Source organism: Hymenobacter sp. M1-2 (assembly GCF_057808495.1).
In genome coordinates, this window is sequence record NZ_JBTYZO010000001.1 from 363,351 (window position 1) to 386,376 (window position 23,026).

A 23,026-nucleotide genomic window follows, 5' to 3' on the forward strand; every position below is an offset into this window, starting at 1 on the left:
GAATGCTGAAAAGAGAGGGCTAGAAGGATTAGAAACCAGCTCCCCTCCTTGAAAAAAGGAGGGGAGCTAGCTTCTTAGCTTCTGGCTCTAGTACACATCCTCTAAGTAGCGGCGCTGCTTCTTGAGCTGTTTGAGGTACTCGGTGGCGTAGTCTTCGCTTTGGCCGCTTTCCTGGCTGATGATAATGAGCAGGGCGCGCTGCACGTCGGAGGCCATGCGGGTTTTGTCGCCGCAGACGTAGAAATGAGCGCCGTTTTCGAGCTGGTCGAATACGCGGCGGCTGTGGGCCAGCAGGCGGTGCTGGATGTAGATTTTCTCTTCCTGGTCGCGGGAGAAGGCCACGTCCAGCCTATCGAGGGTGCCGTGCTTGAGGTGCTGCTGCCACTCGGTCTGGTACAGAAAATCGGTAGTGAAGTGGGGGTTGCCGAACACCAGCCAGTTTCGGCCAGTAGCGCCAGTTTCGGCCCGCTCCTCCACGAAAGCCCGGTACGGCGCCACGCCCGTGCCCGCACCCACCATAATAATGTCGGTGGCCGCATCTTTGGGCAGCTTGAAGTACTCGTTGCGGTCCACCCACACGCGGGCCGACTCGCCGGGCTGGAGCAGGTCGGCCTGGTAGCTGGAGCAGGCGCCGTGCTTGCGGCGGCCGTACGTTTCGTAACGCACGGCGCCCACCGTGAGGTGTACTTCCTCGGGATGAGCCAGTAGGCTACTGGCAATGGAATAGGCCCGGCCCGGCAACGGCCGCAGCACCGCCGCCAAATGCTGCGCCGACAGCTCCACCGGAAAATCGCGTAGCAAATCGGCCACGTCGCGGCCGTATACATAGCCCGGCAGCTGGGCTTTGTCGGCCACCAGGGCGCGCAGTTGCGGGTGCTGCGGGGCCACGGCGGCGTAGCGTTCCAGCACATCGCGCGTCAGCACCGACAGCTCCAGGCGCTCCGTCAGCGCGGTTGCCAGGTCGGCTTCCTCGCCGTTGACCTGCACGGGCGCGGCAGCATCAAGCCGCGCCACTTGCAGTACCTCCTGCACTAAGTCCGGCCGGTTGGTGGGCTGCACGAAAAGGGCATCGCCGGGCTCGTACTGAATGCCGGAGCCTTCGAGCGAAAATTCCAGGTGGTAGGTTTCCTTGGTGGAGCCCCGGCCGTTGAGCTGAATCTTGTCCAGCAGCGGCGCCCGAAATGGCCGGCGGCTCGTGTAGACCTGCTCCACTTCAACACCCGCCGCTACCAGGGTTTGCGCCGCCACCGATACCACGGCCGCCGCTACGGGCGCGGGAGCCGCTGATTGTATCAGCACCTCCAGCACCTGCGCGGCCCACTGGCGGGCGGGCTGCTCAAATTCCACGTCGCAATCCACGCGCTCCACGAGGCGGCGGGCGCCCAGCTCGGCCAGGCGCTGGTCGAACTCGAAGCCGGTCTGGCAGTATTGCAGGTAGCTTTTATCGCCTAGCGCCAGCACCGCGAACTGTAGGTTGGGCAGCTTGGGCGCGCGGCTGCTGAGCAGAAACTGGTGCAGCTCCTCGGCCGCAATGGGCGGGTCGCCCTCGCCCTGCGTGCTCACCACTACCAGCAATTGCTGCTCGTTGCGCAGGTCCTTGGTGGGGTAGTCGTTCATGTCGCGCAGAGCAACAGCCAGGCCGCGCTGGCGGGCCGCTTCGGCGGCTATGGTCGCGGCTTTCTTGCTGTTGCCGGTCTGGGAGCCGTAGAGAATGGTGAGCGAAGCCGGGCCCGTGGCGGGCGTTGCCGTGGCGGGCGCGGGCAGGGTGGCGCCGGCGGCGGCCGTGCGGCCGTAGAAGTAGCCACTCAGCCAGAGCAGCTGTTGCTCGGTGAGGCCCGCCGTAAGCTGCTGGAGCTTTTGGTCGTCGAAAACGGGCGGTAGAGCGGGAGGAGGGGAAAGGGTCATGGCAGAAATAGAGAGGATAGATGAACGCGCTACAGATCAGGCTACTTCGGCGTAAGCCGCCGCCGCAAAGCCACTCAGCACGGCCGGGGTAGCCAGGCGGGCCACTTCGCCCACCACAATGATGGCCGGTGCCCCCACACCAGCCGCCGCCGCGCGCACCGGCAGCTCGGCCACCGTGCCCGTCACGAGGCGAGCCTCGGCCAGTGTCCCGTTCTGCACAATGGCGGCGGGCGTCTCGGCCTGCCCGTGCTGGCAAAACAGGTGCACGATGCGGCCCAACTCACTCATCCCCATCAGAATGATGGTAGTAGTGCGGGAGCGGGCAGCTTCGGCCAAGCTCGCCGACAGCTCCCCGCTGGCCGTGGTGGCCGTTACTACCTGAAACCCTTCGCTCAGGCCCCGATGCGTGACTGGGATGCTCATGCTACCGGCCGCCGCCACCGCGCTGCTGATGCCCGGCACGTAATTGGTGAGCAGGCCGTGGGCTTCGGCGTAGAGCATTTCTTCGCGCCCCCGCCCAAACACAAACGGGTCGCCGCCCTTGAGGCGCACCACGTGGCCGTGCTGGTAGGCGTATTCCACAATCAGGGAGTTGATTTCGTCCTGGGAATAGCTGCGCAAGCCGCGCCGCTTGCCCACGAACACCAGCTTGGCGCCGGGCCGGGCGTGTTCGAGCAGGTCGTTGTTGGCCAGCGCATCGTAGAGCACAACGTTGGCCTCCCCGAGCACCCGCGCACCTTTCAGCGTGAGTAATTCCGGGTCGCCCGGACCGGCGCCCAGCACGGTGAGGCGGGGTATAGTGGCAGTAAGCATAGAAAAAGAGTAGCGCGAAGCTCCGGCTTCGCGCATCGTTGAACGACAAGCGTGGGGGCGGCGCGGGCGAGGCGGAAGGCGCGGACGAGGCGCGAAGCCGGAGCTTCGCGCTACAGCTCCAACGAAGCCGCGTTTCAGCAAAAAGAAAAAGCGGAAAACTGGCCCGTAGGCTCAGGTTTTTGGCCGTACACTGGCTTCGGCAAAGCGGCCCTGGCGGGGCAGCGGAATTGGGCGAAGCAAACGGCGGCGGAATTCCTGGCGGCCGCTACGCGGAAGGCCGCGTCAGCTTAGGCTGGAAGGCGGAGCCAGGCAGTAAAAGGAGGGAAGTGTGTGGGCCTTAACAACAACACGCCATTCCCATCATAGAACAACACCCATGCGGTAGCGCGGAGGGAGTGGCAGATGCGGCGGCGGGGCAGAAGAACGACTTCACGGCTCGTTGTTTTTATATGGTCAGGAGTTAGCTTCGCTGACCTTCGGTTGGCACCGTTTCGGATGATCCGAGGGTTGCCGGCGTTTCCTAGAGCCTGTCTCTCCACGCCTCTGTATAAAAACAATCCTTTGTGGGGAAAGAATTGGTGCCCAAAGGTAGCTGCCGGGCTTTTACACTTCCAAATTAAATTTCCCTAGCCGATTAGCAAACCCAAGTTGCGGACTAAAGCTAAGACTAGTTCCCCTCCTTTTTTTAAGGAGGGGCTAGGGGTGGTTGACCATCGTTGAACGATTACTAAAACTAGCTCTACAAATCGTTCTGGTGTATATCAACCACCCCTAGCCCCTTCTTAAAAAAGGAGGGGAACTAGCTCCTAGCTCTAGTCTTTAGTTGTCCGCAACTTGGGTTAGCAAGGCGGCCGGCCGCATAATGTAAAGTTCATGTAACCCGCAGGGCCTCTTTGTAGTCTTGCAGGAGTTGAACCTCACATTCTGTCCATGACTACTGCTTCTACTTCTGCGCGGCTGCGCAACCAAATAGCCCTCGTAACGGGCGGCAGCTCCGGCATCGGGGCGGGCGTAGCCAAAGCCCTGGCCGCCGAGGGCGCCACGGTGTACGTCAACTACGCGCACGGCGCCGACGGTGCCGCCGAGGTGGTGCGCGACATAGAGAAAGCCGGCGGCAAGGCCGTTGCTATTCATGCCGACGTGAGCCGCGAGGAAGACGTACTGCAGATGTTCAACCAGATTCGGGAGCAGGCCGGCACGCTGCACATTCTGGTTAATAATTCCGGCATTCAGGACGACGCGCCGTTTCTGGACATGACGCTCGACCAGTGGCAGCACGTCATCGGCATCAACCTGACGGGGCAGTTTCTGTGCGCCCGCGAAGCCGCCCGCGAGTTTGTGCGCCGCGGCCCGCAGCCGGAAATCTCGAAGGCCACGGGCAAGATTATCTGCATGAGTTCGGTGCACGAAGTCATTCCCTGGGCCGGCCACGTCAACTACGCTACCAGCAAGGGCGGCATCATGCAACTCATGAAAAGCATGGCCCAGGAGCTGGCCCCGCACCGCATCCGCGTCAACAGCATCGGGCCCGGCGCCATTGCTACGCCCATCAACCTGGAAGCCCGCGACACGCCCGAAGAAGAGCAGAAGCTGCTCACGCTCATTCCTTACGGCCGCATCGGCGAGCCCGCCGACATCGGCCAAGTGGCTGTCTGGCTGGCCTCCGACGAGTCGGACTACGTCACCGGCATCACGCTCTTCGCCGACGGCGGCATGACCCTCTACCCCGGCTTCGCCGACAACGGCTAGGCGCTTGCGCTGCGTTGAATGAGGAATTAAGAATGAGGAAGGAAGAATTTGCTTTAGGCCGTCATGTAGAGCGGAGCCGAAGGCGTAGCGAAGCATCTCGCTAGTGTGGTAATCAATACCACCACAACCTCAGCACGCGAGATGCTTCCTTCGTCTGCATGATGTTCTAGCAAACAACGTCAGCATGCGAGATGCTTCGGCTCCGCTTCATGCGCGGAATGCTCTGCACAATGGCCGGTTCGCGAAAAAAGCCTTATACTTCTTTCGTCCAACTTCCCCACCCTAAGGAGGAGCCTTTTCGCGGGCTCCGCTGTTCTTTCCGTGTGACTGATTCCACTCCCACCACTCCACGCCCGGACCTGCTGCGCGTGCCCTACGACGACTACCGCGCGCTGCCGGCCATTGCCAACTCTGACCTGTCGCGGCTGCGCGACGCTCTTAACGGGCGCCCACCCCGGCCCACTACGTCTATGGGCGCCCTAGGCCTGGGCACTGCTTTTCATACAGCCCTGCTGGAGCCAGACCTCTACGAAGCCGGCCAGCCGGGCATCAACGACACGCTGGTGTGGTGGATGGTAGATGGCGTGAAGCTGAACCCAGAAGTGAACCAGATGCTGGAAATGGGCACGCCTGAGCCCAGCTGCATCTTCACCGAGCCCATCACCGACACGCTCTGCAAGCTCCGCGCCGACCTCATCGTGGACCAGCCCGGCCAGCCCTACACCATCGTCGACTTCAAAACCACCCTGGCCCGCGACCATCAGCACTTCGTGGCCCAGTGCAGCGGCTACGACTACGACCGGCAAGCCGCCTTCTACTCCGATGCCTTGCACGCCGACCGTTTCGTGCTGGTGGGCGTGCAGAAGGTGGAGCCGTTCAAGCTGTTCGTATTTGAAGTGCCCAAGTTCATGCTCTCGGAGGGACGGGCCAAGTACCTGCGCCTACTGAAGCTGCTGCAACCCGAAGCACCCGTGCCAACGGCCGTAGCCGGCGCCGTGCGCGAGGTGCGCGACCTGCTGCGCGGCGATTAAGGAAAGAGGCGAGGAAAAGGAAATTCTAATAGCCTCCTCACGCCCTAGCCCCAGCGGGGCGGCATATCGGTAGCAAAGCAAATCAGGAAAAAGCCAAGCCCCGGCGGGGCGACACCCAATGATTGGTGCCGCCCCGCCGGGGCTTGTTTAATTCTTAGCCCGATTAGCTAACCCAAGTTGCGGCGTAGCCGCGTAGCGGCTGAAGGTTTGTAGCCCCAGTCGGTTCGGAGGGCGCGCCGCGTAGCGGTGCCAGATCAGTTGGCGGCTCTAGCACCGCTACGTGGCGTAGGGTCGTTTTAGGCATGGTTTTCTACAAACCTTTAGCCGCTACGCGGCAACTTGGGTTAGCTACCGAATATGCCGCTCTACTGGGGCTCTCCGGTTTGTTGTTCCGATTTGGACTACCAATACGCCTCCGCCGCGGTGCGGCTAGACCTCTCAGTACTTGAAGCCAAAGGGTGCCTAAACGGCTCTGGAGCGAATAAAGCGTAATCGAAGAAAAATATTCTGAATTTATGTAGGAGTTTCTGTTGTTGATTTCTATACTTGCAAACACTTAACGAAAAAACACACGAGACAATGCGTCTTTTTAGCAATAATCTTCTCAATAATAATTCGAATGCTAATTGCATCCGAAATGGGAAGGCTATTGCTCCATAGGAGAAAAGAGAAATCATAAATTGAATTTCTTTTAAAGCCTTCCACATGTGGAAGGCTTTTTTTGTGCCTGCTGCGCCGATCATGCCCCGTTACAAGCCGAATTAGCGCCGCATTTTTTACGCACAAATACATTCCCGCTTAAATAAAAAACTCCCGAAAGGGAGCAGGGAAAACGCGTGCCTTTTCAAAAATAAAATTCACTTCAAACCACATAAAAAAACAGCACTATGACCGCTCAGGAAATGCTCAAAACCGAAGAAGCCATCAGCTTCGTGAAAGACACTTTCGCTAAGGAATTGTCTACGCAATTACACCTCGTCAAAGTATCGTCGCCGATTGCGGTACTCGATGGGACGGGCATCAACGACGACCTAAATGGGGTGGAGCGGCCGGTGGGCTTCCCGATTAAGGCGTTGGCCGAACGCCGGGCTGTGGTGGTACACTCGCTGGCCAAGTGGAAGCGGGTGCGCCTGCGGGAGCTGGGCATCGAAGCCGGCCGCGGGCTGCTCACCGACATGCGCGCCCTGCGCCCCGACGAAGATTACTCGCCCATCCACTCCATCTACGTAGACCAGTGGGACTGGGAAAAGCACATCAGCCCGGAGCAGCGCACCACCGGGTTTCTGAAAGCTACCGTGGAGCGCATCTACGAGGCACTGCGCACCACCGAGGCCCGCGTGGCCGCCGAGTACCCGGAAATAGCGCCGGTGCTGCCGGGCCGCATCACCTTCCTGCACGCCGAAGACCTATTGAAGCAATACCCCACGCTCACGCCCAAGGAGCGGGAGCACGAGGCCGTGCAGCAATATGGCGCGGTGTTCCTGATGGGCATTGGCGGGGAACTGAGCCACGGCGAACCCCACGACGGCCGGGCCCCCGACTACGACGACTGGAGCACCGAAACCGAAGACGGCTACCGCGGCCTCAACGGCGACATTCTGCTCTGGCACCCCGTACTGCAAACCTCCTTCGAAGTTTCCTCGATGGGCATTCGGGTGGACAAGCACGCGCTGGTGCGGCAACTGGCCCTGCGTGGCTGCGAAGACCGGCAGGAACTCTCGTTTCACGCGCGGCTGCTGGCCGACGAGCTGCCGCAGAGCATAGGCGGAGGCATTGGGCAGAGCCGGGTGTGCATGTTCATGCTGCGCAAAGGCCATATCGGCGAAGTACAGGTGAGCATTTGGCCCGAAGCTGTGCGCGAAGAGCTGGCCGGTGCTGGCGTAGGGCTGCTGTAAGCAGCACACAGGCTCGCTGCCTATAATAGCGGGGCGGAGAAGCAGGTTTGGCGGCCGGAGCTTCTCCGCTTTTTTTGTGGCTAAGTCAAGCACGAATCTTTCTACAGTGCATTTTTTGGCTTGTGAAATTTTTGCTGAGTGAACTGAAAGTCAGCTTGATACTTGCTGCTTCAGTAGAAGATTTAGCCCTTGACAAAACGAATGGGCAGCGTGAAAACAAGGATCGGCACTATGCTTGCGATTCAGCTGCGAAAGCGCTTAGCTTTTGCTTAGTGGCCCGCCTGGGCTCCAAGCGGGCCCCGCTAGTATTCACCTCATTTCTGCTGTCCCATGAAATCCTTCCTGCTCGCCATTGTTGCTTCTGTGCTGTTAGCCACTGCCACTGTAGCCGCGCCACTTGCCGCCCGCTCCGACGATGACCGTTGGGAGAAAAGATCAGACCACGGCAAAGGCCGTAAAGACGACAAGCGCTACGGCTACGAAAAAGAGAAGAAGAACAAAAAAGGCCACGGTTACTACGGCCAACGCGACTCACGAGGCCGCGACAACCGGTGCCAAAACGACCGGCGTGACGGCCGCTACTCCCGCAACGACCGGTACCGGCGCGACTCAGGCTACGGCAACGACCCCAACCGCAAAGTACCCGAGCAGCCTACTTGGGGAGGAATCTTCCGCAAGCAATAACGCAGACTAGAAAAAGGCGAAAAGCCCCGCAGCGCCATGCTGCGGGGTTTTTTAAATACCCAATTGTAGCCAAGGCAGAGAGCCGAAACGCGCAACACCGCCATATCAGGGAGGTAGTTGAAACCAACGGCAAAAGGCCGTCGGCTACCCTTATACAGGATGATTGTCTAAGTTCTAACTTCTCAAATCTAAGGTCTCTTTTAAAGTCTCGACTCAGTTGCCGATAGCATACTGAATGCCGCCTAGCAAGTGCTGCACGAACAGCGGCTCGCTGTAGCTGGCGTCGGTGTGGCCGCCGGCCGTGTAGAAGGCCCGGCCTCCGTCGTAGGTGTGGTACCAGGCTATAGGATGGTTGGCGCCGTTGGTGCCGCCGGAATAAGTGCTTTCGTCGAGCGTGGCCAGTACGGTGATGGCCGGGTTAAGGTCCCGGAAATTGTACCACTCGTCGGTGCGCGGCCAGGCATCGGGGAGGTGCTTGGTGGAGGCGTGGGTTTTGTTGCCGACTTGAATGGTAGCCTGCTGTATGGCCGGGTGGCCATTGAAATAAGCCCCTACCAGCCGCCCGTACCACGGCCAGTCGTACTCGGTATCGGTGGCGGAGTGCACTCCCACGAAACCCTTGCCCGAGCGAATGTACTGTTCAAAAGCCGTCTGCTGCGCTGGATTCAGTACGTCCTGGGTGGTGCTGAGAAATACCACGGCGCTGTACTTGCGAAGTGTGTCGGGCTGAAATTTAGTGGCTTGCTTGGTGGTGTCGACAACGAAGACATGGGTGGTGCCGAGCTGCTGAATGGTCCCGATACCAGCCTGAATGGACTCGTGGTAGTAGCCGCTCGTCTTATAGAATACCAGAATGCGGGGCTTGGGCTTTTCGGCCGATGCTGGGTCGGAAGAGCAGCTGGCTAACAGGCCGGGCGCCAGTAGCAGAAAGACCAGCAAGAATAGGTGTCTCATGAGCGTGCTACAGGTTGAGTATATAGGAACTACGCTAGCTATTGCCATTGGTTGAGCCGCGCGAGATACCACAGCTGCTCAGCCAACGAAGCGGAGGGCTTTACGCTTGGTAAACTGAGTGCTTCTGGCGCAACCTAGCCTCTGCGGCTGAGTATACTTTGTTTTGATTCTCACCCTCAACCAACTTCATTATGGCTACTAACGCACATTCTGCCTCCGGCGACATCTACGCCGATTTCAAGAAAGACGTAAACATGACGGCCTCCGAGCTGGAAAAGTGGCTCAAAACGGAGGAATCCAAGTCCGTGGGCCAAGACAGCGGCGATGGCACCAGCATCGGGCGGCACTCTGGCGAGCGAATCATCGAGATTCTGCACAAGAAGAAGGCCGACCTCAGCGAAGACGACGAGCAGCACATGCACAAGGTGCACAGCTACGTCAGCCGCCACTCGGCCCAGGGCCCGCACGATAAGAACGACGTGGAAACCTCCCGATGGCGCTATTCGCTCATGAACTGGGGCCACGATCCGCTGAAGAAGTAGCGAATCGAGAGGGCCTTCTGCCCGGCTGAATCATTTTCCGCATCAAGCTACAAGCCATTGCCGGGCGTGCTGTGTTGGCGCGCTCAGCAGTGGCTTGTGCTGTGGCTATGAGACCTTCGGTGCTGTTCAGGATGCCAGGTGATGGAGGGGTATTTCGAGGGTGTGATGCTGCAAACTGAGCTTTAACCAAGCAGGCAGGCCAGGCGTAGGCACTAGACCATCAACCCTATAGTCTTCTCCTACCTCATGGCAAACGAACAGAAATACGCCCTCATTACGGGCGCTACCAGCGGCATTGGCCGCGAACTGGCCAAGCTCTTCGCCCAGGATAAATACAACCTCATCATCGTGGCTCGCAACGAGCAGGAGCTAGATGCCACGGCCGCCGAATTCCGCCAGCAGTACGGTATCGAAGTCGTGACGTTGGCCAAGGACCTATTCCAGCGCGAGGCTCCGTTTGAAGTGGTGGAAGAGGTGAAACAACGCGGCCTGCAAGTGGACGCGCTGGTGAATGACGCGGGCCAGGGTCAGTACGGCGAGTTCGTGGACACCGATATCAACCGTGAGCTAGACATCATTCAGCTTAACATCGGAGCCTATGTAGTGCTCACCAAGTTCTTCCTGCAAGAAATGGTAGTCCGCGGCGAAGGCAAGATTCTGCAAGTATCGAGCATCGGCGGGGAGCTGCCGGGGCCGTTTCAGTCGGTGTACCACGGCACTAAAGCCTTCGTAACATCATTCACGGAAGCTATTCGGCAGGAAACCAAGGATACTGGCGTCACCATTACGGCTCTGCTTCCCGGCGTCACGGATACCGACTTCTTCAACAAAGCCGACATGAACCAGTCGAAGCTAGTGGCGGAAGGCAGCAAAGCCGACCCCGCTAAAGTAGCCAAAGACGGTTACGAAGCCCTGCTGGCCGGTGATGATAAGGTAGTATCCGGCCTCAAGAATAAGGCTATGGTAGCCGCCGGCAACCTCCTGCCCGACGAGCTGGTCGCCGCTAACATGTATCAGCAAGGCAAACCCGTAGGCGGCGATAAATAAGCACGAAATCCGCCCCGGTTTGGCCCCCTTTGATGTACACGTTGCGCGTCAAAGGGGGCCAAATCGTTATGTGAAATCCGGGTTGCGGATAGCACTGTGGCACGGACTTCAGTCCGTAGCCTTTGCACGTGTAATCATCAGATATTTAAGAACCAAACAATAAACGCCAGAGGCACCAACCACACTTCACTGCCTATTCTCCGCAATGTTAGCTACTCACTACGAGGGGCGTCCTTCCCACCGCAGATGACTCATCGACAACTATGGCCTTGATACGAAAAGGATGTAAAGGGAAGTGGGGCTACGGACTGAAGTCCGTGCCACGGGGCTTTTAGCGTAGGCTGAGCAAAGCGGGCTTAGCAGGTAAAACGGCCGAGTGCGGCTGCACTTGTGCTACTTGCGTGGCGGCCGTAATGGTGCCAGCAGCATCGCAATAACACACCACGTATTCCAGGTTGGAAGTCGATGGGGGAGTGCGGTCTAGGTGGGGGCTGCACGCGTTGTGCGCAATGCACTCCCAGGCGCGGTGGTGCTGGCGCCGGTAAACGTAGGCGAAGCGGCCGGGTATGCGGGCAAAATCGAGCCGACAACCCGCGGGTACTTGGTGCAGCCGTAGCTCGGCAGAAGGTGTAGTGGTGTGCATAGAAATGGAGGGAAGTAGGCTGAGTTGTGAGAGCTGAGAGCCTAGCGCTTACACGCTCTCGTCGTAAGCAGAGCCTGCGGCAAGAGCGCGTAGTGTGAGTTGGCTCTAAACCGAATGGCTTCTGAATATGCCGTTCTAACAGCTTCTCTGGGCCTTTTTATTCCTGGTTTTCTACGGATTCAGCGAGCATAAAACTCTGATTTTTGGGTCCTGAAAAATACGTAGCCTCTGCAAGCCAACTGGTGTTCGTAGCGTGGAAATCCGTTCCGCGACGAGCGGAGCGAGTAGCCGGTACCACGCCATACGGGCCAGCCGCGTAGGAACTCGCCGGTGGCTCGTGCGCGGAACAGATTTCTGCGCTACTGTTCGTGCAAGCTGCTTACTCGCCGCCGTATTTGCTGTGGCCTCCGCCGCCGGCGTCCATGCGCACGATGCGCGGCGTGAACGAACCCAGCACATCCACTAAGTCGCGCTGGTGGTCCATCACCTGGTGAATGTCTTTGTAGGCCATGGGGGCTTCGTCGAGGCCGCCACCAATAAGCTCCACGCCTTGGTCGCGGAGCAGGCGGCGCAGCTCGCCCTCGGTTACCTGCTGCTTGGCCTGCGTGCGCGACATGCGTCGCCCCGCCCCATGCGAAGCCGATTGCAGCGAATCCGGCTCGCCGCGCCCGCGCACGATGAAGCCGGGCGCCGTCATCGAGCCGGGAATGATGCCGAGCACACCCTGCCCGGCCGGGGTGGCACCCTTGCGGTGCACAATGGCTTCGCGGCCATCGGCCAGGGTTTCTTTCCAGGCGAAATTGTGGTGGTTTTCCACTTTGGCCAGCGGCTTTTCGCCTAGGGCTAGGCTCAGGCGGCGGTGAATGTCGCGGTGGCAGGCTGAGGCGTAGTCGCCGGCCAGGTTCATGGCCCGCCAGTATTCCTGGCCTTCCTGGGTGTCGAGGTCGAGCCAAGCCAGGTAGCGCGCTTCGGGTGGCAGGGGGCACTTGCTCATGGCTACTTTGGTGTAGTGCTGGGCAATGGCCGCGCCCAAGCCGCGCGAGCCGGAGTGCGAAAGCAGCCCCAGGTACTGGCCCACTGGTACGCCCAGCTCGTTGGTTGGGTCGGTGATGTCGACCACGCCCCACTCCACGAAATGGTTGCCGGAGCCGGAAGACCCAAGCTGGTTGATGGCGGCTTCGCGCTTGCCCCGCACCACCGCAATTTCCTTGAACTCCGGCCGGTCCAGAATAGGATCGGACGTGGGGTTCTTGAACACTTCCTTGCCCCCAAAGCGAGTGTGGTTGTGCAACAGCTTTTTCATTTCCTGCCGGCGTTGCTCCAGGTAGCGCGGCAGCACATCGAAGAGCGACAAAGCCATGCGGCAGCCAATATCCATGCCCACGCCGTAGGGAATCACGGCGTTATCGACGGCCAGCACGCCGCCGATGGGCAGGCCGTAGCCTTGGTGGGCATCGGGCATGAGGGCGCCATCGAGCGTGACGGGTAGTTGCATGGCTGTATCCATCTGTTTGCGCGCGCCGTCTTCAATGAAAGCCTCGCCGTAGCGGCGGTAGTCTTTGATGGCGGGGTTGAGGCGGGTTTCCCGGCTGGGGTCCGGCACGAATTCCTTGGCTAAGTCCCGCCACAGCGAGTCGCGCAGGTAGGCGTAGGGGTCTTCCTTGATTTTCTGCAACAGGGCCAGGGCACTGCCCTTGTCGAGGGTTTTCAACTGCTGGTCTTCGAGAATATCCAGGGCCAGGCCAATGGCGCGGCCTTCGGGGTAGCCTATTTTGCGCAGGTCGCTGCCGCGGAGCTTGGGAGATGCCATGTGCTGAAGTGGAAGGGTGGGACAGTTGTAGCGCTGATTGCCGCTGCCGGGTTATGGCCGAGCTGGGCATGCCAGCGCGGCCATCAGTAAAAGCCTGCGGCCATCCCGCGCCCTTAGATAAGCAATTCTATAACACTCCATTAACACCCACGTAACGGCACGCGTCTACTTTCGCCCAACAACCAAACCCACTTAGCAGCATGGCGAAAACCCCTGACTCCAAGAAGATTAACCGGCGGGAATTCCTGAAAAACACGGCCCTCGTGTCGGGTGGCCTGGCGCTGCTGCCGACCGTGCTCAGCTCCTGCGACGACGATGACGAGCCGGGCACCAATTACACCGGCGACTTTGGTTTCCGCGAAGGCGTAGCCAGCTTCGACCCCAGCCAGAGCAGCATCATTCTCTGGACCCGTTACACGCCCGCCGAAAACGAAACCGGCGACGCCACCATTCAGTGGGAAGTGGCCGAGAGCAGCAACTTTTCGCCCATAACCAAGAACGGTACCGCAGTTGCTGCTGCCGCTACCGACTATACGCTAGGCGTAGACGTGACGGGCCTGACATCGAACAAGAAATACTACTACCGTTTCCGCAACGAGCGGACCAGCACTACCTCGGTAGTGGGCGAAACCCGCACGCTGCCCAGCGGCGCCCAAGCCAGCAGCGTGAAGCTAGCGGTGGTGTCGTGCGCCAATTTCCAGGCGGGCTTGTTCAACGTGTACGGCGCCGTAGCCGAGTCGCAAGCCGACGTGGTGGTGCATTTGGGCGACTATATTTACGAGTACGGCGCGGGCGGCTACGGCACCAACCCAGCCACGGCCGGCCTCAACCGCGCCCACCTGCCCGCCAACGAAATCCTGACCCTGGACGACTACCGCACTCGCTACAAGCAGTACCGCAGCGACAAGCAGCTGCAAAAGGCGCATCAGCTTAAGCCCTTTATCTGCGTCTGGGACGACCACGAACTCGCCAACGACGCCTACAAGGAAGGCGCTGAAAACCACCAGCCCAACGAGGGCAGCTTCGAGCAGCGCAAGCAGTACGCCATTCAGGTGTGGCACGAGTACCTGCCGGCCCGCGTGAGCGACAAAACCAAAATCTACCGCAGCTTCGAGTTCGGTAACCTCGTTAACCTGGCCATGCTCGACACGCGCCTGGTGGGCCGCGAGAAGCAGCTGAGTTTCTCCAATTATATTTCGAGTACGGGCACCTTCAACGCGGCGGCTTTTGCGGCGGCTTGGCTGAATCCGAACCGCTCTATTCTGGGCAGCGAGCAGCGCGGCTGGCTCACGGCCAACCTCGGTGGCAGCGGCGCCAAGTGGCAGGTGCTCGGCAACCAAGTGCTCATGGGCAAGATGTACATTCCGGCCGAGCTACTGACCTTGGTGGCTCAGCTGGCTAGCGGCGGAGCCACACCCGCGCTACTGGCCCAGTACAACACGCTCGCCACGCAGCTGGTCGTCATCAAAACACGCATTCAGCAGGGTGATTCTACCGTAACGGCCGCCGAACGAGCCCGCGTCAATACGGTGCTGCCCTACAACCTCGATTCCTGGGACGGTTACCCCGCGGAGCGTGAAACCGTGTACGCGGCGGCCGGCAACAAGAAACTCATCTCGCTGGCCGGCGACACGCACAACGCCTGGTACAACGACCTGACGGCTAATAGTGGCAGCAAAGTGGGCGCTGAATTTGCGACGTCCTCGGTGTCCTCGCCCGGCTTTGAGGCGATATTTGGGGGCAATGCAGCTGCCATTCAAGGCTTCGAGCAGTCCAACCAAGTGCTCATCAACGACCTCAACTACCTCGACGCTTCCCGGCGCGGCTTCCTGGAAGTGGAATTCACGCAGGCCGCTGCCAATGCGCAGTGGAAGTACGTGGCTGGCCTCACTACCGAAAGCACGGCCGTAACGGTGGGCAAAACGGCGACCGAGTCGTAGGAAGGCGTGAGTTGAAAGTGCTGAAAAGCCCCGGCTGCTGGTGTAGCCGGGGCTTTGTGGTTTCACGCTTTTCCTTTCTAGAAGCAATTGGTAGTAGCGTGGTCGGCAGCATAGTAGCGCGAAGATCTGCGCACGAGCGAAGCGAGTTTCTACCCGTTGAAGCGAGTGGCGCGGTACCGGATACTCGCCGGCGGCTCGTGTGCGAAACAGATTTTCGCGCTACTGCATCGTGCATCCTAGTATGAATAGGCCGCCTCAGCGCAAGCCCGACCGAAACAAGCGAGCCGCTACCGCGTTGGGCAAAAGACGCGCGAATCTCTGGCGCATCGCCACTCCCGAATTACTAGATCATGTCTGCGACCCTGAAATCCATAGAACAAGCCACTTTTCATAACTCCTTCGTAGACGAGCTGCGCGGGGAAGATTCCTTTGATCTGCGTCCGCGCCAAGTGCCGGGCTACACGTATTCGCGTGTAAAACCCACGCCCGTACCCAACCCGCAACTCTTGGCGTGGTCTGATGAGCTGGGCGATTTCCTGGGGTTGACCCGGCCGCCGGAGCGGGGAGCGGCCGTGGATGCGCTGGCCGGCAACCTCGTCACGGAAAGCATGAAGCCTTTTGCGGCTCGCTACGGCGGCCACCAATTCGGCAGCTGGGCCGGCCAGCTCGGCGACGGCCGGGCCATGTCGCTGGGCGAGCTAACGGCCACCGACGGCTCCACCTGGGAAATCCAGCTTAAAGGCGCGGGTCCCACGCCGTACTCGCGCCGCGCCGATGGCCGGGCCGTGCTGCGCTCCTCGTTGCGGGAGTTTTTGTGTTCCGAAGCCATGCACTACCTCGGCGTGCCCACCACGCGGGCGCTTAGTCTGGTGCGCACCGGCGCCTCGGTGGTGCGGGACATGTTTTATGATGGCAATCCGCAGGCCGAGCCGGGCGCCGTGGTGGCGCGGGTGGCGCCCACGTTTATCCGCTTCGGCAACTTCCAAATTATGGCGGCCAGCGGGGAGATGGACAATCTGCAGGCGCTGGCCGATTACGTGGTTCGGCGCTACTATCCGGAGCTGGGCGAACCAAGCCCGGAAGTGTATCTGCGTTGGTTTGAGGAAATAGCCCGGCGCACCGCCGTAATGGTGGCGCACTGGCAGGCGGTGGGTTTCGTGCACGGCGTAATGAATACCGATAATATGTCCATCCTGGGCCTCACCATCGACTACGGCCCTTATGGCTGGCTGGAGCCCTACGAGCCCGAATGGACGCCCAATACGACTGACTTCGCCACGCACCGCTACGCCTTCGGGCAGCAGCCCCGCATTGCCCTCTGGAACCTAATGGCGCTGGCGCAGGCCCTTGGCCCGCTAGTAGAAGACCCGCTAACCCTGCGCGCCAGCCTCGACGTGTACGCCAAAACCTTCAACGCGACGCACCAAGGCAACCTACAGCGCAAGCTCGGCCTCACCGGGCCAGACCCCGCCACCGACCAGGACTTGTTCGAAAACCTAACGGCGGCGCTGGAAACCGCCGCAATGGACATGACCTTGTTCTTCCGCCAGCTCAGCCACGCCGTGCCGACCCTACTAGCCGAAACTGCCGACGAGGAAGCCGTATTCAACCAACTCATTGCAGCCGCTTCCTACGCCGCCCCCAGCAGCGAAGGCCACGCGGCGTTGCGGCAGTGGCTGGGCGAATACACCCAGCGGCTGCGGCAGGAAACGACTGCGCCCGAAACCATTCGGGAGCAAATGCTGGCCGTGAATCCCAAGTACGTGTTGCGCAACTACCTCGCCCAGCAAGCCATAGAAGCCGCCACGGCCGGCGACGTATCGGTGCTGAACCGCCTGATGGAAGTGCTCAAAACTCCCTACGCCGAGCAGCCCCAACATGATGAGTTAGCTGCTAAACGTCCAGAATGGGCCCGCGAAAAGCCCGGCTGCGCCACGCTTTCGTGCAGTTCATAGCTAGCAGACCTGAGCAGCTCGCGTCATAGGACTCTGAACCATCCATAGCCCAGGGTTTCAACCCTGGGCTGCTAGGCGCGTCATACTCACGACAGGAAGCATTCGGGCAAAACCATAGGAACAGATTCCCCCAGATGCTTCGCTCTGCTCAGCATGACAGGCACTACCACGGCGCTAGACTGGACAGTACCGGTGCAAAGTCTTACTTTGCGGCGGTACTTTTCTTGACTATATGGCACTGGTATTTTCTGACCGGCAATTGGCGCAACGCTTGGAACGGACGGAGGCGCGGGCCAACGCGAGCATAGTTGAGGCCCACTGCCTCTTGCACCCTGAGAGTGATGCTGCCTGGGTGGATATAGCTGGCGCCTACGCCATGTTCGACGGGGAAGACTCGCCGCTGACGCAGAGCTTTGGGCTGGGTTTGTTTGAGGAAGTGGGAGCATCGGAGTTGGCGCAGGTGGAGCGTTTCTTCACTGAGCGGCAAGCTCCCGTTTACCACGAAGTCAGTCCGATGGCGGCTGCGGCGCTGCTGGAAATGCTGCCGGCGCGAGGCTACCGGCCAGTGGAATATACCTCTGTGCTCTACCGCCCTCTCAGCCCCGAATCCGCCACAATCTCGGGCCCTGCTTCACGGGTCAGTACGCGCCGCATCACGCCCGCTGAAAGCACGTTGTGGGCGCAGACATCGGCAGCGGGCTGGAGTACGGAAGGGCGGGAGCTAGGCGAATTTATTCTACGGCTGGGTCAAATAATGGCCCGTAGCGCCGGGACGGAGCCTTTTCTGGCTGAACTAGATGGTGAGCCCATAGCGGCAGCGGGCTTGTTTTTGCACGAAGATGTAGCCTTGTTGATGGGCGCTAGCACCATCCCGGCCGGCCGGCGGCAGGGGGCGCAGTCGGCGTTGTTGGCGGGGCGGCTGCGGTACGCGGCTGAGCAGGGCTGCACGCTCGCCATGATGGGCGCCTTGCCTGGCAGTCAGTCGCAGCGCAACGCGGAGAAAAACGGCTTTCGGATTGCGTACACGCGCATTAAGTGGCAACTTGAGGGGGCGGTAACGTAGCCTGTGAGGCGGGAAGGATTCACTTTCATCATCTTTGCCCCATGAGCCTAGACAGCGCCACCTTCCTGCTGCACACCGACGCAGCCCACAAGACCATCATTCAAACCCAAACGGCCGACGGTTTTGAGGAGCACGACGCGCTGCTGATTGCCCAAACCTACCGCCAGAAGCTATTCGTGACGCTCGAAGCTCGGCGCCGCTACGTCATGTTCACGTGGCCGGATGATGCCTCTGGGGACGTGGAGCTGGATTTCGTGCAGGATTATGAGGAAGTAGAGGAACTTATGGAAGATGCCGGCCTCTACGGCAGCCACGACGGGGAAGTAGGCATTCTGTACCACAACCTGCTTTTCCTGCTCATGAACCGGTAAAACAGGCACTCTCGTACATTAGAATGTCGGCGCAAGTGAATTCAGTCAGAGTGAGCTAACTCCAAGTTGCAGAGTAGCCGCGCAGCGGCGACAGGTTTGTAGCCCCAAGTCGGTTCGGGGGTAGTGCCGCGTAGCGGTGCCAGATGGGCTGGCGTCTCTGGCACCGCTACGCGGCGCGGGGGCATTTTCGGTCTGGTTTTCTACAAGCCTTCAACCGCTACGCGGCTACTCCGCAACTGGAGTTAGCTACCTCATGTTGGGAGCCGGTATCTGAGCCCCAGCGGGGCGGCATATTGGTAGAACTACCGCCCGTAACATTGAGTAAAGCCCCAGCGGGGCGACACCCTAACTTGGGCAAGTACCGCCCCACTGGGGCTTGGCTGCTTATTTTCCACTAGCCAGAAGTAAACTAGCCACCGACTGAACGCCACATGCTACGCTGGACTGACGTGCTCAAATTCGCCAAATACAGCAACCCCGAGCCAGTTCGGCGGGTGGAGAAGTCGGAGGCAGAGTGGGTGGCGCAGCTGACGCCCGCGCAGTTTCGGGTGCTGCGGCAACAAGCCACTGAGCCGCCATACCGCAACGCCTACTGTCGCTCTTACGAGCCGGGCGTGTACGTCTGCGTCGGCTGTGGGAGCTTGCTATTCAACGCGACCGAGAAATACCACGCCATTTCCGGCTGGCCCAGCTTCACCCAGCCCAGCACCAAAAACGCCATCCAGTACGCCTTCGACGACAGTTTCAATATGCAACGCGTGGAAGTGCGCTGCAACGTCTGCGACGGTCATTTAGGCCACGTTTTCCCCGACGGACCCGAGCCTAGCGGCCTGCGGTACTGCATCAACTCGGAAAGCTTGCGCAGGCTAGATCAATCGGAAGACACGAACTAGCAAACTGAACGGGGAAGAAGGTATTCAAGCCCCGGAGGGGCGGCATGTTGGTAGTAAAAGTGGGATAGAAGGGAAAAAGCCCCATCGGGGCGACAGCAAATCGTTGGACGGGTTATGTCGCCCCGATGGGGCCTTACTCAACGTTACAGGCGTATTTCTACCGATGTGCCGCCCCTCTGGGCTTGATTTTCTATTCTAAGTGACAACAGTCCTAGCCAACTCGTTTTCCCGTCCTGACCAAGCTGAGAATGTGCGGCTGGAACGGTGCTGTTCCAAGCAGAACAAGAGTCCGGCAGAAGAGAAAAGGCTCAGAAACGCGCGGTAGCGGCTATACGTAGGCATATTCCCAACCGGTGAGCCCTCGTTTATTCTGCTGTATGTCGCTTCCTCTGCCTTCTTTCGCCGAAGAGTTTTTTCGCAACCCTGCCGTGGTTGGTTCCCTGATTCCTAGCTCGCAGGAGCTGACGGACAAAGTGATGGAGCCGATAAACTTTGCCCGCGCCAAGTGCATCGTGGAATACGGTCCCGGCACGGGCGTTTTCACCGATGTGCTCATGCGGCGGCGCCGGCCCGAAACGGTGCTCCTGGTGGTGGAAGTGAATGAGCGGTTTGCCCAGCTGCTACAGGAGCGTTACGCGGGCCACGCCAATGTGCACGTCATCCAAGGCTCCGCCGACCAAACCGATCAATACTTGCGCAAACTAGGCGTAGCCCAGGCCGATTACGTGGTGTGCGGATTGCCGTTTTCGTCGTTGCCGTTGCGGCTGGGGTGGCGCATTCTGGAACACACGCGGCAAGTGCTTCTGCCAGCGGGCAAGCTAATTCTATTTCAGTACTCACTGCTAAACCGCAAGCTGTTTGAGCGGTTCTTCCGGCTCTGCGACCACACCCACGTGCTACTGAACCTACCGCCCGCCCACGTACTCGTATATGAGCCCCTGGATACACCAGATACCGAAAACTAGGCGGCTACTGCGTAGGAACAGCCGTAACGGATGGTGTTTATCAGGGGTAGTTTGCTTAGCCTACGTGCAACCGGGTGTAAAATGATGGTGTAATTAGCTGGATAGCATCCGCAGAGGGATAATGGCTTGCTTGTTGCGGCTTGGCTTATCTGATTGTTCACTCATTTTTACTTCTTGCTTATGAAACGATTATTTTTACTCTTGTCCGTAGGGCTTGTTGTTACGGCTTGTCAGAAAAAAGACGCTGAGCCGGCTGAGGCGGAAGATCCTGACTGGATTAAGCTAGAAGTTCCCTCCGACTTGTCGGGTGATGAGGCGCACGCCATCACGGGGGACATCGACAAAACTCTGCTAGTGTCCACGCACACGCACGTGTACGCAACATCTGACCGGGGTAAAACCTGGCAGAAGTCTCCCAACTTTTACGGTGCTATGGAGGGCCTAGTGTTGCGTAACGACACCATTTTCGGGCTTATATTTTATTCCCGCTCCAACAATTCAGACGAAAGAACCGCATCTTATGCGGACAGATACACGGCAGACTACGGCAGGACCTGGGCGTTTACGTCCACCATATATCCATACGACGAATACCGCACCATGAGCCAGATTATTGGGCGGGTAGAAGCAGCGGGCATCACCTACCGGACTCATGTAAACTCGTTGCCTATTCCTAATTCTACGTCTCGCCAGCTTGTGGCTTCCGACCTTTCGCGGACCGACAGCAGGGGCCGGACGCTGTTGCGGCTGCCAATTGGCCACTACCTTAATGGTCTACACCTCGACGACAAAAATCGCCTCTACGTGGCCGCCTCCGGACTTCGCTTTGATACCAGCACTGGGGCGGCCATCAACCCAACCGTAGGCCGACCGGGCGTGGTGTATATCTCTCGCCGGCCGCTGCCATAGTCGGAGTACGGGGCTTCAGGCCGCTTAACGTTTCCGGTTCCGCTGATATTCCGCGTACTGAGCGGCGACAAAGGGGCTTATCCGGCCGGGGCGAATCGTGGTTACGAAGGTCATTCCAGCCAGATAAGGTCCTTCGCGGTACTTAGCAGGGCAAAGTTGACCATCTTGCCGGGTACCAATTACAACCGGATATGACAACGGAAGAGTTTGTTCAGGGATTTTATCGGGAGAAGCAAGGCCTACTGGAACTGTATCTGGGGCAGGAAGTAACCACGGCGGGAGCAGCTCTGATTCTAGAGATGCAGCTGACGGAGGCGCAGCGAGAGTTGATACAACAACTGTTAGATGTAGTGCTGACGGATGTTCTGTACGGTATTCTGCTTGGGTTGGAAGGTAGTGCATCAATTGGCCGCATCCAGACCCGATACGAGCTGCGCGATGCGGAAGGCAACTCCATCAACAACGGTGATCTGGGCGGCTATGCCTGGCAGTATTTCCAGAACGACGGGCAGGAAGACTAAGGAAAGTACGAAGGTGCCCCCTTCAGGTCCTTCAGGCGGCAAGATGACAGAGGTATGAGGAGTCCTTACTGCCTGCTTCGCAGAAACGCGGAATGGTCGAAGAGCTACAACCGCACCACTCGGCAAGGTGCGCTGAGGCCGGCACTCGTGCGCGCCCGTACCGAGTACACACCGGCTGGCTGGTGGTCCAACTGAAGCAGGTAACGGGAAGTAGTAGGCGCAGCTGTTTGCACCAGCCGGCCCAAGGCATCGTGTATTTCTACGGCACGGGTGCCGGCAGGGAGGGTTAGCGTGAACTCGCCCGTGGCGCTGGGGTTGGGATAGGCGCTAAGCTCCGGTACCGCTGCTTGGGCGGTAGAATTGGCCAGCACGCCGGCCAGATTGGCTTGCCACATATCGGCGAGGGTAGACGCGTTGGAGGCCGCGGTGTTGCCGCCCCACACATAGAGCCGATTGTCGCGGACAATGGCGGCGGCGTTGCGGCGCGGGGGCAGGTTGGAAGTGAAGGTGCGCAGCTGGCTGGTGCGGGTGTTGTAGGCCGCCAGATAGCTCTGGTTGGTGAAGTCGCCGACCAGCCAGAGCCACTCGCCCTGCACGGCTACAGCTTGGTTGGAAACAGTTGCGGGCAGTGTCCCGAGGGCCTGCCACTGGTTGGTGGCAATGTCGTAGGCATCAACGCGGGCCGAATTTACTGTGCCGTCATACCCCCCCACCACGTAAATTTTGCCATTGATGGCGGCGCCATAGGCTTGTTTCGCCTCGAACATAGGCGCCAGCGTGGTCCAGGTGCCGGTAGTTGGGTTGAAGGCGCGCAATTGATTGCTGAACGCGCCGCCGGCTACTTGCCCACCAAAAGTGTAAATCAGCCCGTTCCAGACGGCCACGCCGGCCATGGAAGCAGGAGTGGGGTTGGCAATAGTAGTGCCCGCGCCGCCATTCAGGGGCAGGGTTTGAAGCGTGGCGATGGGCGGGCCAGCGGTGCCGCCATTGAGCACGTAGATGGTCCCAGTGGAAGGATTAGGGTCGAGGATGACGGCAGAGGCCCAACGCTGGGCTGCTACGCTGGTGCCGGGCACCGCCGCCCAGGTGTTGTCGGCCACGGAATAGCGGAAGACGCTGGTGTTATAAGCGGTAGCAGGACTCCCGCCGCCTACCATATAGAAGGCATTCTGATCCTGGCAGTAGCCCATGCCGTAACGCCCACCATCGGGCAGGCTCGCAAGGGGGGTAAACGAGAGAGTGGACTGAGCGAGGACTGGGAGCGTGCCTAGCAGAGTAAGCAGGAGAGAGTAGAATCGCTTCATCGGGTTGAGGGGCTGGTTTAATTAAAGCTACC

At 59.6% G+C, this 23,026-nt stretch carries 20 protein-coding genes and 1 riboswitch; of the genes, 14 read left to right on the forward strand and 6 right to left on the reverse strand.

Annotated features, from left to right (window positions below; all coding sequences use genetic code 11):
* Positions 1-87: 87 nt before the first annotated feature.
* Together ACYSMN_RS01485 and cobA are read right to left on the reverse strand one after the other, a co-directional pair.
* Entirely contained in the window at positions 88-1,905 is a 1,818-nt protein-coding gene (locus ACYSMN_RS01485; RefSeq protein ID WP_488922057.1) for an assimilatory sulfite reductase (NADPH) flavoprotein subunit, read from the reverse strand.
* 36 nt (positions 1,906-1,941) lie between these two features.
* Positions 1,942-2,718, reverse strand: coding sequence for a uroporphyrinogen-III C-methyltransferase (gene cobA / locus ACYSMN_RS01490; protein ID WP_488922058.1), 777 nt, complete (start codon positions 2,716-2,718; stop codon positions 1,942-1,944).
* Positions 2,719-3,160: 442 nt separating this feature from the next.
* Positions 3,161-3,272, reverse strand: a riboswitch (SAM riboswitch).
* A gap of 376 nt (positions 3,273-3,648) precedes the next feature.
* On the opposite strand from cobA, the gene ACYSMN_RS01495 reads away from it, so the two are divergent.
* From ACYSMN_RS01495 to ACYSMN_RS01510, 4 genes are all read left to right on the forward strand, one after another.
* Entirely contained in the window at positions 3,649-4,467 is an 819-nt protein-coding gene (locus ACYSMN_RS01495; protein ID WP_488922059.1) for an SDR family oxidoreductase, read from the forward strand.
* A gap of 323 nt (positions 4,468-4,790) precedes the next feature.
* Positions 4,791-5,498 carry a PD-(D/E)XK nuclease-like domain-containing protein gene (locus tag ACYSMN_RS01500; protein WP_488922060.1) on the forward strand — a complete coding sequence of 236 codons (708 nt, stop codon included), beginning with the start codon at positions 4,791-4,793 and terminating at the stop codon, positions 5,496-5,498.
* 887 nt (positions 5,499-6,385) lie between these two features.
* Positions 6,386-7,393 carry an aspartate--ammonia ligase gene (asnA, locus tag ACYSMN_RS01505; RefSeq protein ID WP_488922061.1) on the forward strand — a complete coding sequence of 336 codons (1,008 nt, stop codon included), beginning with the start codon at positions 6,386-6,388 and terminating at the stop codon, positions 7,391-7,393.
* Between the two features lie 330 nt (positions 7,394-7,723).
* Positions 7,724-8,077, forward strand: a complete 354-nt coding sequence (locus tag ACYSMN_RS01510) for a hypothetical protein (RefSeq protein ID WP_488922062.1) — start codon at positions 7,724-7,726, stop codon at positions 8,075-8,077.
* A 213-nt stretch (positions 8,078-8,290) separates the two neighbouring features.
* Here the strand turns inward: ACYSMN_RS01510 and ACYSMN_RS01515 are convergent, their stop codons facing one another.
* A complete protein-coding gene (locus tag ACYSMN_RS01515) occupies positions 8,291-9,031 on the reverse strand; it encodes a ThuA domain-containing protein (RefSeq protein WP_488922063.1) in 741 nt (246 codons plus the stop codon).
* Between the two features lie 191 nt (positions 9,032-9,222).
* Between ACYSMN_RS01515 and ACYSMN_RS01520 the strand changes: the two genes are divergently transcribed.
* Positions 9,223-9,573 (forward strand): DUF3140 domain-containing protein, encoded by a 351-nt coding sequence (locus ACYSMN_RS01520; RefSeq protein ID WP_488922064.1) that lies wholly within the window; start codon positions 9,223-9,225, stop codon positions 9,571-9,573.
* A 246-nt stretch (positions 9,574-9,819) separates the two neighbouring features.
* Positions 9,820-10,620, forward strand: coding sequence for an SDR family NAD(P)-dependent oxidoreductase (locus ACYSMN_RS01525; protein WP_488922065.1), 801 nt, complete (start codon positions 9,820-9,822; stop codon positions 10,618-10,620).
* Positions 10,621-10,951: 331 nt separating this feature from the next.
* Here the strand turns inward: ACYSMN_RS01525 and ACYSMN_RS01530 are convergent, their stop codons facing one another.
* Together ACYSMN_RS01530 and ACYSMN_RS01535 are read right to left on the reverse strand one after the other, a co-directional pair.
* Positions 10,952-11,263 (reverse strand): hypothetical protein, encoded by a 312-nt coding sequence (locus ACYSMN_RS01530; RefSeq protein WP_488922066.1) that lies wholly within the window; start codon positions 11,261-11,263, stop codon positions 10,952-10,954.
* Between the two features lie 379 nt (positions 11,264-11,642).
* Positions 11,643-13,073: an RtcB family protein gene (locus ACYSMN_RS01535; RefSeq protein WP_488922067.1), complete on the reverse strand. Its 1,431-nt coding sequence runs from the start codon at positions 13,071-13,073 to the stop codon at positions 11,643-11,645.
* Between the two features lie 200 nt (positions 13,074-13,273).
* Here ACYSMN_RS01535 and ACYSMN_RS01540 point away from each other — a divergent pair, with 200 nt between their 5' ends.
* The 8 genes from ACYSMN_RS01540 (at position 13,274) to ACYSMN_RS01575 (ending at position 21,690) form a co-directional block, all read left to right on the forward strand.
* A complete protein-coding gene (locus ACYSMN_RS01540; RefSeq protein WP_488922068.1) occupies positions 13,274-15,013 on the forward strand; it encodes an alkaline phosphatase D family protein in 1,740 nt (579 codons plus the stop codon).
* A gap of 350 nt (positions 15,014-15,363) precedes the next feature.
* Positions 15,364-16,968, forward strand: a complete 1,605-nt coding sequence (locus tag ACYSMN_RS01545; protein ID WP_488922069.1) for a protein adenylyltransferase SelO — start codon at positions 15,364-15,366, stop codon at positions 16,966-16,968.
* A 232-nt stretch (positions 16,969-17,200) separates the two neighbouring features.
* Positions 17,201-18,031, forward strand: coding sequence for a GNAT family N-acetyltransferase (locus ACYSMN_RS01550; protein WP_488922070.1), 831 nt, complete (start codon positions 17,201-17,203; stop codon positions 18,029-18,031).
* A gap of 41 nt (positions 18,032-18,072) precedes the next feature.
* Entirely contained in the window at positions 18,073-18,402 is a 330-nt protein-coding gene (locus ACYSMN_RS01555) for a hypothetical protein (protein ID WP_488922071.1), read from the forward strand.
* Between the two features lie 431 nt (positions 18,403-18,833).
* The gene (msrB, locus tag ACYSMN_RS01560; RefSeq protein WP_488922072.1) at positions 18,834-19,295 is read left to right on the forward strand and encodes a peptide-methionine (R)-S-oxide reductase MsrB; all 462 of its coding nucleotides are present in this window, start codon (positions 18,834-18,836) and stop codon (positions 19,293-19,295) included.
* A 377-nt stretch (positions 19,296-19,672) separates the two neighbouring features.
* Positions 19,673-20,260 (forward strand): class I SAM-dependent methyltransferase, encoded by a 588-nt coding sequence (locus ACYSMN_RS01565; RefSeq protein ID WP_488922073.1) that lies wholly within the window; start codon positions 19,673-19,675, stop codon positions 20,258-20,260.
* A 180-nt stretch (positions 20,261-20,440) separates the two neighbouring features.
* Positions 20,441-21,169 carry a hypothetical protein gene (locus tag ACYSMN_RS01570; RefSeq protein ID WP_488922074.1) on the forward strand — a complete coding sequence of 243 codons (729 nt, stop codon included), beginning with the start codon at positions 20,441-20,443 and terminating at the stop codon, positions 21,167-21,169.
* Between the two features lie 191 nt (positions 21,170-21,360).
* Positions 21,361-21,690: a hypothetical protein gene (locus tag ACYSMN_RS01575; RefSeq protein WP_488922075.1), complete on the forward strand. Its 330-nt coding sequence runs from the start codon at positions 21,361-21,363 to the stop codon at positions 21,688-21,690.
* A gap of 104 nt (positions 21,691-21,794) precedes the next feature.
* On the opposite strand, the gene ACYSMN_RS01580 is transcribed toward ACYSMN_RS01575, so the two are convergent.
* Positions 21,795-22,994: a T9SS type A sorting domain-containing protein gene (locus tag ACYSMN_RS01580; RefSeq protein ID WP_488922076.1), complete on the reverse strand. Its 1,200-nt coding sequence runs from the start codon at positions 22,992-22,994 to the stop codon at positions 21,795-21,797.
* Positions 22,995-23,026 lie beyond the last annotated feature (32 nt).